The 13,897-nt window shown below is 75.0% G+C and carries 9 protein-coding genes; all 9 read left to right on the top strand.

Annotated elements, in window-relative coordinates; translation table 11 throughout:
* The 9 genes from ACODT5_RS31355 (at nucleotide 1) to ACODT5_RS31395 (ending at nucleotide 13,805) form a co-directional block, all read left to right on the top strand.
* On the top strand, nucleotides 1-918 hold the full coding sequence (locus ACODT5_RS31355) for a carbohydrate ABC transporter permease (protein ID WP_422522502.1): 918 nt from the start codon (nucleotides 1-3) through the stop codon (nucleotides 916-918).
* Nucleotides 919-923: 5 nt separating this feature from the next.
* Nucleotides 924-2,189, top strand: coding sequence for a 6-phospho-beta-glucosidase (locus ACODT5_RS31360; protein WP_422522503.1), 1,266 nt, complete (start codon nucleotides 924-926; stop codon nucleotides 2,187-2,189).
* The gene (locus tag ACODT5_RS31365; RefSeq protein WP_422522504.1) at nucleotides 2,180-3,205 is read left to right on the top strand and encodes an N-acetylglucosamine kinase; all 1,026 of its coding nucleotides are present in this window, start codon (nucleotides 2,180-2,182) and stop codon (nucleotides 3,203-3,205) included. The genes ACODT5_RS31360 and ACODT5_RS31365 overlap by 10 nt, the downstream gene beginning before the upstream one ends.
* A gap of 155 nt (nucleotides 3,206-3,360) precedes the next feature.
* Nucleotides 3,361-4,764, top strand: a complete 1,404-nt coding sequence (locus tag ACODT5_RS31370; protein ID WP_422522505.1) for a hypothetical protein — start codon at nucleotides 3,361-3,363, stop codon at nucleotides 4,762-4,764.
* Nucleotides 4,765-4,925: 161 nt separating this feature from the next.
* The gene (locus ACODT5_RS31375) at nucleotides 4,926-5,861 is read left to right on the top strand and encodes a glutamate ABC transporter substrate-binding protein (protein ID WP_422525097.1); all 936 of its coding nucleotides are present in this window, start codon (nucleotides 4,926-4,928) and stop codon (nucleotides 5,859-5,861) included.
* Nucleotides 5,862-5,992: 131 nt separating this feature from the next.
* Nucleotides 5,993-7,309, top strand: coding sequence for a hypothetical protein (locus tag ACODT5_RS31380; RefSeq protein ID WP_422522506.1), 1,317 nt, complete (start codon nucleotides 5,993-5,995; stop codon nucleotides 7,307-7,309).
* Between the two features lie 5 nt (nucleotides 7,310-7,314).
* On the top strand, nucleotides 7,315-10,056 hold the full coding sequence (locus ACODT5_RS31385) for a serine/threonine-protein kinase (RefSeq protein WP_422525098.1): 2,742 nt from the start codon (nucleotides 7,315-7,317) through the stop codon (nucleotides 10,054-10,056).
* A gap of 3 nt (nucleotides 10,057-10,059) precedes the next feature.
* Nucleotides 10,060-12,453 (top strand): protein phosphatase 2C domain-containing protein, encoded by a 2,394-nt coding sequence (locus ACODT5_RS31390; RefSeq protein ID WP_422522507.1) that lies wholly within the window; start codon nucleotides 10,060-10,062, stop codon nucleotides 12,451-12,453.
* A gap of 26 nt (nucleotides 12,454-12,479) precedes the next feature.
* Entirely contained in the window at nucleotides 12,480-13,805 is a 1,326-nt protein-coding gene (locus tag ACODT5_RS31395; RefSeq protein ID WP_422522508.1) for a vWA domain-containing protein, read from the top strand.
* Nucleotides 13,806-13,897: the final 92 nt, after the last annotated feature.

The following is a 13,897-nucleotide window of genomic DNA, read 5'->3' on the forward strand; positions in this document are numbered from 1 at the left end:
ATGAGCCAGACCCTGACCCGCGGCCCGCGCCGGACCCCCCGTACGGCCGCGTCCCCCGCCCCGGATTCCGCGCACGCGGTACGCACCGCACGCCGCCGGGCCGCCCTGCACTGGGTGGCCGTGCACTCCCTCGGCGTCGCTGCGGCGCTCTTCTTCGTCCTGCCCTTCGTGTTCCTCTTCCTGACCTCGGTGATGAGCGACCAGCAGGCGCTGACCCGCGACCTGTGGCCGCGCACCTGGGAGTGGGGCAACTACGCGAAGGTGTGGGACACCCCCGGCTTCCTGACCTGGTGGCGCAACACCCTGATGTACGCCGGGCTCGGCACCCTGCTGACCGTGGTCTCCTCGGTGCCCGTCGCGTACGCGCTCGCCAAGTTCCGCTTCCGCGGCCGGCGGCTGTCGCTGCTGCTGGTGATCGCCATGATGATGCTGCCGCCCCAGGTGGTCGTCATCCCGATGTACCTCTTCTGGGCCAAGCAGCTGGACCTGTCCGGCACCCTGTGGCCGCTGATCATCCCGATGGCCTTCGGCGACGCCTTCTCCATCTTCCTGCTGCGCCAGTTCCTGCTGACGATCCCGGACGAGTACCTGGACGCGGCGAAGGTCGACGGCTGCGGCGAGCTGCGCACCCTGCTGCGGGTGGTGCTGCCGATGGCGAAGCCCGGGATCGCGGCCGTGGCGCTGTTCCAGTTCTTCTGTGCCTGGAACGACTACTTCGGCCCGCAGATCTACGCCTCGGACAACCCGGCCGCCTGGACCCTCAGTTACGGACTGGAGTCCTTCAAGGGCGCCCACCACACCAACTGGAACCTGACCATGGCCGCAACAGTGCTGGTCATGGCCCCGGTGATCGTCCTCTTCTTCTTCGCCCAGAAGGCGTTCGTCGAAGGCGTCACCCTGACGGGAGTGAAAGGCTAGTGACCATGAAACTCGCAGTGGTGGGCGGCGGTTCCACCTATACCCCCGAGCTGATCGACGGGTTCGCCCGGCTGCGCGACACCCTGCCCATCAGCGAGCTGGTGCTGATCGACCCGGCCGCCGACCGGCTGGAGCTGATCGGCGGCCTGGCCCGGCGGATCTTCTCCAAGCAGGGGCACCCGGGGCTGATCACCACCACCTCCGACCTCGACGCGGGCGTCGCCGACGCGGACGCGGTCCTGCTGCAGCTGCGCATCGGCGGGCAGGCGGCCCGGCTCCAGGACGAGACCTGGCCGCTGGAGTGCGGCTGCGTGGGCCAGGAGACCACCGGAGCCGGCGGCCTCGCCAAGGCGCTGCGCACGGTCCCGGTGGTCCTCGACATCGCCGAGCGGGTCCGGCGCTCCAACCCGGACGCATGGATCATCGACTTCACCAACCCGGTCGGGATCGTCACCCGCGCCCTGCTGCAGGCCGGGCACAAGGCGGTCGGGCTGTGCAACGTGGCCATCGGCTTCCAGCGCAAGTTCGCCGCGCTGCTGGACCTGACGCCGGCCGACATCCACCTCGACCACGTCGGCCTCAACCACCTCACCTGGGAGCTGGGGGTGCGCAAGGGCGGCCCCGAGGGCGAGAACCTGCTGCCGCAGCTCCTCGCCCGGCACGGCGAGGCCATCGCCGCCGACCTGCACCTGCCGCGTGCGGTCCTGGACCGGCTCGGCGTCGTCCCCTCGTACTACCTGCGCTACTTCTACGCGCACGACGAGGTGGTCCGGGAGCTCGGCACCAAGCCCTCGCGGGCCGCCGAGGTCGCCGCGATGGAGAAGGAACTGCTCGGCCTGTACGGGGATCCCGCGCTGGACGAGAAGCCGGAACTGCTCGCCAAGCGCGGCGGCGCCTTCTACTCGGAGGCCGCCGTGGACCTGGCCGCGGCCCTGCTGGGCGACGGCGGGAGCGCCGTACAGGTGGTCAACACGCTGAACAACGGCACCCTGCCGTTCCTCCCGGACGACGCGGTCGTCGAGGTGCAGGCGCGGGTGGACCGCTCCGGGGCCTCGCCGCTGGCCGTGCCCCGGCTGGACCCGCTGTACTCGGGGCTCATCGCCCACGTCACGGCGTACGAGGACCTCGCGCTGGACGCGGCGCTGCGGGGCGGCCGCGAGCGGGTGTTCAAGGCGCTGCTGGCGCACCCGCTGGTGGGCCAGTTCGACCTCGCCGAGGGGCTCACGGACCGGCTCCTCGCGCACAACAAGGAGCACCTGGCATGGGCGTGAGCCGGCCCCCGCAGGCAGCCGTCCTCGCCGTCGACGCGGGCAACAGCAAGACGGACGTGGCGCTGATCGCCGCGGACGGCCGCGTCCTCGGCACGGGGCGCGCGGGCGGCTTCCAGCCCCCGCGCGTCGGAGTGGAGGCGGCGCTGGACGTCCTCGGGCGGGCCGTCGCCGAGGCGGCCGGGGCCGCCGGGCTGCCGGCAGCGGCGGCCGGAGCGCCGTACGCGGGTCCGTACGCCCTGCGGGTCTCGGCCTGTCTGGCCAACGCGGACCTCCCCGTGGAGGAGCTCGGGCTCGCGCAGGCCATCGGCGCGCGCGGCTGGGGCACGGACACCGAGGTCCGCAACGACACCTTCGCGATCCTGCGGGCCGGACTCGGCGAGGACGACGGGGGGCCGCGCGGGGTCGCGGTGGTGTGCGGGGCGGGCATCAACTGCGTGGGCATGCTGCCCGACGGGCGCACGGCCCGCTTCCCGGCGCTCGGGCAGATCTCCGGCGACTGGGGCGGCGGTGGCGGACTGGCCGCCGAGGCCATGTGGTGGGCGGCCCGCGCCGAGGACGGGCGCGGCGGCCCCACCGAGCTCGCGGCGGCCCTGCCGGGGCACTTCGGACGGGAGTCCATGTACGCGCTGATCGAGGCGCTGCACCTGGGCTCCGTCGAGCCCGTACGGATGCACGAGCTGGTGCCGGTGCTGTTCGCGGTGGCCGCGGCCGGTGATCCGGTCGCCGCGGCCCTCGTCGAGCGGCAGGCCGAGGAGGTCGTGGCACTGGCCTCGGTGGCGCTGGAGCGGCTCGGGCTGCTCGCCGAGGAGGCGCCCGTCCTGCTGGGCGGCAGCGTCCTGGCCGCCCGGCACCCGCAGCTGAACGGCCGGGTGGAGGCCCTCCTGGCCGAACGGGCCCCGCACGCACGGGTCTCGGTGGTGACGGCCCCGCCGGTGCTGGGGGCCGGCCTGCTGGGCCTGGACGCCCTGGGGGCGGGGCCCGAGGCCTACGGGAAGCTGCGTGCCCATTTCGGGTGAACCGTGCCCGCGCCGGAACCATCCCGGCTCTCAGGGCGTACTAGGACGGGGGGACGGATCGGGCGGATCGTGCCCGATCCCGGACCGGGTGCTGTGGAGGACCGCCACTAAGGCCATACTGCTGCGAAGCACGAAGGACCGAGGGGGAGGTCAGGGTGGCCATCACATCACGCGCGCCCGCGCCCGGCGGCGTCCTGGCGCCCTCGGGGCCGCCGGCGCCGCCGCCCGACGGGCTGCCCCGGCGGGGCACCGCCTGGGCCGAGGGCGTGGAGCGGCTGCGCGCCGCCGCCACCACCGAGCCCGGCCGGCTGCGGATCGTCGGCGCGGCCCTGGCCGCGCTGGTCCTGCTGTTCGGCGCGGTGGCCGTCTGGGAGATCTCCGGCCGGGTCACCGCGGCCGATGACGTCGTGGGCCGCAGCCAGCCGCTGAGCGCCGACGCGGCGAGCATCTACCGTTCCCTCGCGGACGCCGACACCGCCTCCTCCAGCGGTTTCCTCGCGGGCGGCGAAGAGCCCCGCGAGGTCCGCAGCCGGTACGAGAAGGACATCGCCAACGCGTCCCGGCTGCTGGTGAACGCGGCCGCGAGCACCACGGCCGGCGAGGACTCCCGCAAGCAGATCACCCTGCTCAGCGAGCAGCTCCCCCGCTACACCGGACTGATCGAGCAGGCCAGGGCCACCAACAAGCAGGGCCTGCCGCTCGGCGGCGCCTATCTCCGGTACGCGAACGAGCAGATGAGCACCCAGCTGCTGCCGGCCGCCCAGCGGCTCTACGAGGCGGAGACCGGCCGGCTCTACACCGACTACGACCAGGCCCGCGCGCTGCCCCTGGGCTCGCTCGGGGCGGGTCTGCTCGCACTCGCCGCCCTGGCCCTGGCCCAGCGGCGCAACTACCGGCGTACGAACCGCGTCCTGAACCACGGGCTCGTCGCCGCGACCACCGCCTCGCTGGTGCTGCTGCTGTGGCTGGCCGCGGGGCACACGGTCGCCCGGTCGGGGCTGAGCGAGGCCCGCACGGACGGGCAGGAGTCGCTCAAGGTGCTCAACGACGCGCGGATCGCCTCGCTCCAGGCGCGGGCCAACGAGAACCTGACCCTGATCTCGCGCGGCGCCGTACTGGCCGAGGACAAGAAGTCCGACAAGTACGACGTGGACTTCTCGAACGACATGAAGGACCTGGACGCGGGCCTGGCGACGGCGGCGGAACTGGCCGACGACGCGGCCGGCCGCGACCCCGTGTCCCGCGCCGTGGACGGCGTGAAGCGGTGGAAGGAACTGCACGCCGCGGCCCGGCAGACCGACTTGAAGGGCGACTACCAGGGCGCCGTCGGGCAGGTCATCGGGGACAAGGACCACAAGGAGCCCACGGGAACCGCCTTCGACACGGTGGACGCCTCGCTGGAAGCGGCCGTGGTCCACGAGCAGCGTGAATTCACCCGGGCGGCGCGGGACGGGCTCGGGGCGCTCGACGGTTTGGTGACAGGCACGGCGGCCCTCGCGGTCGTCGGCGCAGTGGCCGCCCTGCTCGGCATCGGGCGCAGGCTTTCGGAGTACAGGTGAGAGCGATGCCGGGACGGGTGAAGCGCACGGGCCAGGGCTCCGGGGAGTCCGGCCGGGCCGGGGGCACCGCGGTGGCCGCCGAGGGCGCCGCGGAAGGTCAGGAGCCGCACGGCCTGCGGCGGCCGGCGGGACGGCTGCGCGGCTGGGGCGGGGTCGGGGCGATGGCCGTGGCCTGCGCGCTGACGGCGGCGGCCGTGCTGTTGCCGCTGGCCCAGGCGGCCCCGGGCGGGCCGGGACCCTCCTCGCTGGTGCGCGAGCCGGCCAGGATGGCCGTCGCTCCGCAGACCCCCGGGGACACCTGCGAGAACCCCGAGGCGAGCCTGCGCCCCAACGGGCTGGACGGCTCCGCCATCGAGCGGATCCGCGCCGCGGGCCACCTCGTCGCGGGCGTGGACCAGAACAGCTTCAAATGGGGCTACCGCAACCCGGCCGGGGAGCTCGACGGCTTCGACATCGCCCTGGTCAAGGCCATAGCGAGGGACATATTCGGCGAGGACGGCAAGGTCATCTACCGGGCCATCCCCACCAGTCAGCGCATCCCCGCGCTCAAGGACGGCACCGTCGACATCGTCGTGCGCACGATGACCGTCAACTGCAAGCGGCTGGAGGAAGTCGCCTTCTCGACGGCGTACTTCGAGGCCGGGCAGCAGGTGCTGGCCCCCAAGGGCTCGGCGATCACCGGCTACGACGCCTCGCTGAAGGGACGCCGCATCTGCACGGCGGCCGGCTCCACGGCGGAGGCGGCACTGACCGCCCAGTCCTACGGCGCGGTCCCGGTCAGCGTGCCCAACCAGCTCGACTGCCTGGTCCGGCTGCAGTTGGGCGAGGTGGACGGCATCATCACCGACAACGCCCTCGCCGCCGGCCAGGCCGCGCAGGACCCCTCGGTCAGCCTGGTCGGCTCCCCGTTCACCAAGGAGTTCTACGGGGTGGCCATGAACAAGGACGCCGACGACCTGGTGCGCCGGGTCAACAAGGTGCTGGAGGACTACCGCGCGGGCGGCGGCAACAGCCCCTGGATGACGGCCTACAAGGCCCACCTGGAGCCCGTGCTGCCCGGCGTGGGCGGCCCGCCCGCTCCCAAGTACCGGGACTGAGGCCGGTGGCGGATTCTGAGCCCGATGTCACGAGACCGGAGGCGGGATCGGTGGAGGCACATCCTTTGGGGGCGCAGGCTTTGGGAGCACAGTCTTCGGGAGCGCAGGCTTCGGGGGCGCAGCCCGCGGTGATGGACCGGGACGGCGTGGACCGGGCGCTGGCCCGGCTGGGCGCGGAGCACGAGGCCGTCGAGACCTCGCTGCTCGCCCTCCAGGACCACTCCGGCCGGCGGCTCCTGGAGGGCGCCGGGCTGACCGGGGTCACCAAGGAGCGGTGGGCGGAGGCCGACGCGGCCATCACCCGGCTGTGGCGGTACTTCGACGCCTACAGCGGGGCGCTCGGCGCCGCCCGGGCCATCCGTGAGCGGCGCCGCTGGCCGAGCCGCGAGGACCTGATCGAGCTGACGGACCGGCTGCGCGGGCCCGGGGTGCTGATCTCCGGCGCCGCGGTGGAGGGGGCCCCGCTCGCGGAGCGGTTCTCCCTCGCCGAGCTGGTCTCCCGCATGAACGAGCTGTACGCGCGCTCCCTGGACGTGGTGGTCGCCGCGGACTCCGTCTGGTCGGCGCTGCCCGCCCGGATCGACCTCCTCTCCGCCGAACTGCACCGCACCCGCGCCCTCGCCCACTCGGTGGGGGTCCGGCCGGGAGAACACCCCTCGGGGGACGACCTGGAGGCCATCACGGCCGAGCTGGCGGACCTGCGGGCCCGGGTGATCGAGGACCCGCTGGCGTTCTGGTTCCCGGTGGCCGGCAGCTCCGCGCCGGGCGGCGGCCGTCCGGACACCGGGCGCTACGACCGGGCCGCGCTCGCGCTGGAGGACGTACGCCGGGAGGTCGAGGCGGTGCTGGACGTCCGGCAGGACGCCGAGCAGCGGCTGATCGGCCTGCGGGACGTGCTCTCGCGGGCCGACCGGACCCTGGCGGAGGCCCGGCTGGCACGCGGCGAGGTGCTGGCGAAGATCGCGGCGTCCGAGGTGCCCGCGGTGAGCGGACCGCCGACGGCGCTGCAGGAGCAGCTCTCGGCGGCGGCCGAGTACCGGCGGGGCGCCCAGTGGCACCGGCTGTCCCCGCTGCTGGAGTCCTTGGAGGAGCGGGCCGGGGAGGAACTGCGGCGGGCCCGCGAATCGTTGACCGCGGTGACGGCGCCGCTGGCGGTGCGGGCGGAGCTGCGCGGACGGCTCGACGCCTACAAGGCGAAGGCGGCCCGGCTGGGCATGGCGGATGATCCGCTGCTGATGGAGCGGTACGACACCGCCCGGCGGATGCTGTGGAGCGCGCCCTGCGATCTGCGGGCCGCCGAGCAGGCGGTGCTGCGCTACCAGTGGGCGACGGCCGAGGCGCTGCCGCCACAGCAGCAGGACCGGCAGGACCGACAGGACCAGCAGGACGAGCAGGGGCGCCGACCGGCGCGTGAGTGGCCCGACGGGCCGAGGGAGGGGGACGCGTGAGTCTGATCGGAACGGCGTGCATGCGCCCCGGCTGCCCGGGGGCGTACGAGGACATGGGCGGCGGCGAGGTCTACTGCGACACCTGCGGGCTGGCGCCCGCCGGGGCCGTCGCGGCGGGCGCCGAGGAGCTGGTGTCGGTGCCGACGGCGATGACGAGCGCGGCCCGCCACGGGGACTCGCAGGGGTCGAACGGGTCTCAGGGCTCGCACGGCTCCGGACGGTCCTCCGCGTCCTCCTCGCGGGCCTCCCGCTCGGCCCGCTCGTCGCGGTCCTCCTCCTCCCGGCGCTCCGTGTCGGGCCGGCTCTCGCGCGCGCTCTCCGGGTCCGCGTCCACCCGGTCGGTGTCGGTGCGCAGTTCGGGTTCGGCCGCCTCGGTGTCGGGCCGCAGCCGGCTGGGCGCCGGGCTGGTCAACGTACCGGAGGTGCCTCGTCCGGATCCCTCGGCGGCGGTGCTGGAGAATCCCGAGGTCCCGGAGCGCAAGCGGTTCTGCTCGCGCTCGGACTGCGGGGCGCCCGTGGGGCGGGCGCGCGGGGAGCGGCCGGGGCGGACGGAAGGTTTCTGTACCAAGTGCGGGCACCCGTACTCCTTCGTGCCCAAGCTGCGCGGGGGCGACCTCGTCCACGGCCAGTACGAGGTCGCGGGCTGCCTCGCGCACGGCGGGCTGGGCTGGGTCTACCTTGCGGTGGACCGGGCCGTGTCGGACCGGTGGGTGGTGCTCAAGGGCCTGCTGGACACCGGGGACCAGGACGCGATGGCGGCCGCGATCTCGGAGCGGCGCTTCCTCGCGGAGATCGAGCACTCCAACATCGTGCGGATCTACAACTTCGTGGAGCACCTGGACCAGCGGACCGGTTCGCTGGACGGGTACATCGTCATGGAGTACGTCGGCGGCAAATCGCTCAAGGAGATCGCCAACGAGCGGCGCCGGCCGGACGGCCGCCGCGACCCGCTGCCCGTGGAGCAGGCGTGCGCGTACGGCATCGAGGCGCTGGAGGCGCTCGGCCACCTGCACACCAGGAACCTCCTGTACTGCGACTTCAAGGTCGACAACGCCATCCAGCAGGCCGACCAGCTGAAGCTGATCGACATGGGCGCGGTCCGGCGGATGGACGACGAGGAGTCGGCCATCTACGGCACCGTGGGCTACCAGGCGCCGGAGGTCGCGGAGCTCGGCCCGTCGGTCGCCTCCGACCTGTACACCGTGGCGCGCACGCTGGCCGTGCTGACCTTCGACTTCCAGGGCTACACGAACGTGTTCGTGGACTCGCTGCCGGACCCGCAGCACATCGAGGTGTTCGGGCGGTACGAGTCCTTCTACCGGCTGCTGGTACGGGCCACCGACCCGGATCCCGGACGGCGGTTCGCCTCCGCGCAGGAGATGGCGGACCAGCTGACGGGGGTGCTGCGGGAGGTCGTCGCGCTCCAGACGGGCCGCCCCAGGCCCCAGGTCTCCACCCTCTTCGGGCCCGAGCTGCGGGTCCCGGACGACCGGCTGTTCATCGACGACAGGTCGGGCGGGCACGTGTCCCAGCTGGGCGAGCGTCCCGTGAAGCGGTGGCGGGCGGGGCGGGGTGCCGGTCCGGCCCGGGTTCCGGCCGCCGTCCCGGCCCCGGGGCCCGCTCCGGCGGTGGAAGCCGCGCCCGACGCCGCGGCTCCGCCGGCCCCTTCGGCCTCGCCGATCACGGGGTACGGCACGACCGGGCTGGTCACCACGGCGACGCACCGGGCCGCGGGTCCCGGCGTGCCGGCCCCCCGCCGGGCTCCGGCGGCCACGCCGCTGCCACCCGTCGGGATCACCGCCTCGCGGCGGCCGGAGCTGTCCACGCTGGACACCCGCGAGGCCGCGCTGGCCCTGCCCGTGCCGCTGGTCGACGCCGCGGACCCCAACGCCGGTTTCCTGGCGGGCCTGCTGGCCTCCGCGCCGGCCGACCTGCTGGCCGCGCTGAGCTCGGCGCCGGCCGAATCCGCGGAGCTGCGACTGCGGGAGCTGCGGGCCCGGCTCGAACTGGGCGGGGCCGACGCGCCGCTCGTCGCCGACGCGCTGACCCGGCTGGAGGCGCGGCACCCCGACGACTGGCGCGTGGTGTGGGCCCGGGGCATCTCCTCGCTGGCCGTCGGGGAGGACGAGACGGCGGCCCTGTCCTTCGACGCCGTCTACGACGCCTTCCCCGGCGAACCGGCGCCGAAGCTGGCGCTGGGGCTGTGCGCGGAGGTGCTGGGGCAGTTGGACAACGCCTCCGAGTACTACCGGCTGGTGTGGGCCACGGACCCCGGTTTCGTCGGCGCCGCGTTCGGGCTGGCCCGGGTGCAGCTTGCCTCCGGGGACCGGAGCGGAGCCGTGCGCACGCTGGAGTCCGTACCGGAGGTGTCGATCCATCACACGGCCGCGCGGGTGGCGGCCGTACGGGCACGCCTGCGCGACCGGTCTCCGCAGGAGGCGCTGCTGCCCGATCTGACGGCGGCAGCGGCGCAGGTGGAGGCGCTGGGGAGGTTCGGCCTGGACTCGGTGCGCCACGAGCGGCTCAGGGCGGAAGTTCTGGGCTCGGCGCTGGACTGGGTACTGTCGGGCAGCCGGGGTTCCGACCCCGGCCGTACCTCGCTACTCGGCTGCCAACTGGACGAGCGGGGGCTGCGCTTCGGCCTGGAGCGCTCGTTCCGCGTGCTGGCACGGCTGGCGCAGCGGGGCGAGGAGAGGATCGAACTGGTGGAGCGGGCAAACCGTTTCCGTCCCCGGACGTGGGTGTGATTGATGTCGATGCATCGGCTGTCGGGCTGCCCCAGCTGCGCGGAACCGCTGGAGGAGGGTGATCGTTTCTGCGGCCTCTGCGGCTACGCCCTCACCACCACCGCCCCCACGGAACGGGCGGCGTCCCCCACGCCCCCGGCTGCGCCGGGCACCCCGCCGACGGCGGATCCGGGCGCAGCCTTCGGCGCGACGGGCGCAGCACGCGTGGGCGCGGCGGGCTCGGCCCCGTCTGCGCCGGCCACCCCGCCGACGGCGGATCCGGGCGCACCCTTCGGCCCGGCGGGCGCAGCACGCGTGGGCGCGGCGGGCTCGGCCCCGTCTGCGCCGGCCACCCCGCCCGCGGCGGATCCGGACGCGGCCTTCGGCCCGACGGGCGCGGCACGCGTGGGCCCGGCGGGCCCGGCCCCGGCTGCGCCGGCCACCCCGCCCGCGGCGGATCCGGACGCGGCCTTCGGCCCGACGGGCGCGGCACGCGCCACCCCGGCGGGCCCGGCACCCGTGGGCCCGGCCCCGGCTGCGCCGGGCTTCGCGTCTGCGGCCGGTCCGGGCGCGCCCATCACCCCGGCGCCTTCGACCGCCGTGAACCCTTCGGCTCCGCCGGCCCCGCCCTCCCCCGCCCGGTTCGCGGCGGATCCCGCTGCGCCGGGCGGCCCGGCGGGCTCGGCACCCGTGGGCCCGGGAGCTGCGGATCCGGCTGCGGCCGCTCACGCGGGCGCCGCCGGCCAGGCCACCCCGGCGGGCGGGATCCCGGCCACCCGCGGGCGTCCCTCGCCCGACGAGGCCCCCGCGCCCCGGCACTCCGGCGGCTACGCCGAACCGGCGGCCCCCGGGTACGCCGGCGAGGCCGCGCCGGGCTGGGGCAGCGTGTCCACCGCCGCCCCCACCCTGGTGTCGGGCCCCACCGGCTGGGCCGACCCCGGCTCCCTGGCAGAGCCCCACGGCACGCCTCCGGCCCCCGAGAGCCCGTACGCCGCGCCCCCTCAGGGCCGGCACCCGGCGGACACCACCCCCTACGGAGCGAGCGCACAGGGCCCGGGTTCCGCGGGCGGATCCGGCTACGACGCGTACGGCACCCCGGGCCCGGGAGAGCACGCCTCCCCCTACGACCACCCCGCCCAGCAGGGCCGCCACTCCGGCGGCGAAGCCCCGTACGGCAGCCCCGCCCCACAGGGCCACAACCCCGAGGGCGAAGCCCCGTACGGCGCCCCGGCCGGCGGGCACGGCGGCCCCCAGGGCCCCGGCCCGGGGCACGAAGCCCCGTACGGCAGCTCCGTCCCGCAGGGGCACACCCCCGAGGGCGAAGCCCCGTACGGCGCCCCCGCCCCGCAGGGGCACGCCCCCGGCGGCGAAGCCCCGTACGCCGGCGGCCCCGCAGGGCAGCAAGGTCAGGTCCCCGGGGGCGAAGCCCCCCAGAGCCCCGCCCCGCAGGGGGAGGCCGGTGGGAAGACCTGCGTGGCCTGCCGCGCAGGGCGGGTGGACACCGACGGGTACTGCGAGCACTGCGGCCACGCGCAGCCGCGGGAGCGGGACCACCTCGAGGAGGAGCTCGGGAGCGTCGCCGCCGTCAGTGACCGCGGGCTGCGCCACCACCGCAACGAGGACTCCTTCGCCGTGGCGGCCACCGCGCTGCCCGACGGCTCCGCCGCCACCGTGGCCATCGTCTGCGACGGGGTCTCCTCCGCCAGCCGCCCCGACGAGGCCTCCGCGGCCGCCGCCGGAGCCGCCAACGAGGCGCTGCTCGACGCCCTCCCCCGCGGCGCCCACCCCCAGGAGGCCATGCACGAGGCGATCCTGGCCGCCGCCGCCGCGGTGAACGCCCTCGCCCCCGAGGTGCCGGGAGCCCAGAACGCCCCCGCCTGCACCCTGGTCGGCGCCGTGGTCAGCCGCGGCCTGCTCACCATCGGCTGGGTCGGCGACAGCCGCGCGTACTGGGTCCCCGACGACCGCGCCGCCCTGCCCCGCCGCCTCACCGAGGACGACTCCTGGGCCGCCCAGATGGTCGCGGCGGGCCTGATGGGCGAGGCCGAGGCCTACGCCGACGTCCGCGCGCACGCCATCACCGGCTGGCTCGGGGCCGACGCGTACGACCTGGAGCCGCACACCGCCACCTTCAAGCCCGACCACGACGGCGTGGTCGTGGTCTGCACCGACGGACTGTGGAACTACGCCGAGTCCGCGCGGGACATGGCCCAGGTGCTCCCGTACGACGCCGCCGTCCGGCCCCTGCACAGTGCGCAGGTCCTGGTGGGGCACGCGCTCGACGGCGGCGGGCACGACAACGTCACCGTGGCGATCGTCCCGTTCGCGGCGACCCCACCGACCACGCCGACCACGCCGACCCAGCCGGCCCCGCCCGCAAGCCCCGCGGGCCCCGCCGCCCCGCAGGCCCAGGCCTGATCCCCGTCCCCGAGGAGTAGCGACCGATGGCGAACTTCGCCAAGCCGAGCGCCCCGCGCTTCAGCGTGGAGGTGTACCAGAACGAGTTCCTCGCCGAGGGCGCCCGCGACGTCCACGCCATCGTCACGGTCACCTCCACCGGCGGTGCCACGGCCACCCGGACGGCCGTCGCCCCCGGCGGCGCCGCCGTGGTGATCATGGTCGACTGTTCCGGCTCCATGGAGTACCCGCCCGACAAGATGCGCGGCGCCCGCGAGGCGACGGCAGCGGCCGTCGACACCCTCCGCGACGGCACCGCCTTCGCCGTGATCGCCGGTACCCACGTGGCCAAGGAGGTGTTCCCCCGCCGGGGCCTCCTCGCCATCGCCGACGCGACCACCCGGGCCCAGGCCAAGGAGGCCCTGCGCGGCCTCTCCTCCGGCGGCGGCACCGCCATCGGCACCTGGCTGCGCCTCGCCGACGGCCTGCTGCGCGGGTCCACCGCGGCGATCCGGCACGGGATCCTGCTCACCGACGGCCGCAACGAGCACGAGGACCCGGCCGTGCTCCGCGCCACGCTCGACGCCTGCGCGGGCCGTTTCACCTGTGACGCCCGTGGCGTGGGAACCGACTGGGAGGTCAAGGAGGTCACCGGCATCGCGAGCGCGCTGCTCGGCACGGCCGACATCGTGGCCGATCCGGCGCGGCTGACCGAGGACTTCACGCTCATGATGGAGAAGGTCATGGGCAAGGAAGTGGCGGACGTCTCACTGCGCCTGTGGACCCCGGTGGGCGCGGAGGTCCTGTACGTCAAGCAGGTCGCTCCCGCCGTGCAGGACCTGACCGCACGCCGCACGGAGGCGTCCCCGCGCGCCGGGGACTATCCGACGGGTTCCTGGGGCGACGAGTCCCGCGAGTACCACGTGTGCGTACGGGTCCCCGGCGCCTCCGTCGGCCAGGAGATGCTCGCCGCCCGCGCCGCCCTCGTCATGCCGGGAGCGCCCGGTGAGGCCCCGGCCGTACTCGCCCAGGGCCTGGTCCGCGCCGTCTGGACGGACGATCTCGCCGCGTCCACCGCCATCAACCCGCAGGTGGCCCACTACACCGGGCAGGCGGAGCTCGCGCAGGCCATCCAGCAGGGTCTGGAGGCCCGCAAACTGGGGGACGTCGGCGGGGCCACGGCCAAGCTCGGCCGGGCCGTGCAGCTGGCGAGTTCCTCGGGCAACGCCGACACCGCCAAGCTGCTCGCCAAGGTGGTGGATGTCGTCGATGCGGCGGCGGGTACTGTGCGACTGAAGGCAAAGGTCGCCGACGCGGACGAGATGACACTAGAAACGCGTTCCACTCAAACCGTTCGAGTGCGAAAATCTTGACGTAAAGCTCGACCCTCTGATCAGACGTGAACCAGACGCGATCGGATGCACAGAAGAAGCAGCAGAAGAAGACCCTGCCTCGTTGACGCAGG

Source organism: Streptomyces tatrensis (genome assembly GCF_049310065.1).
Classification (GTDB): domain Bacteria; phylum Actinomycetota; class Actinomycetes; order Streptomycetales; family Streptomycetaceae; genus Streptomyces.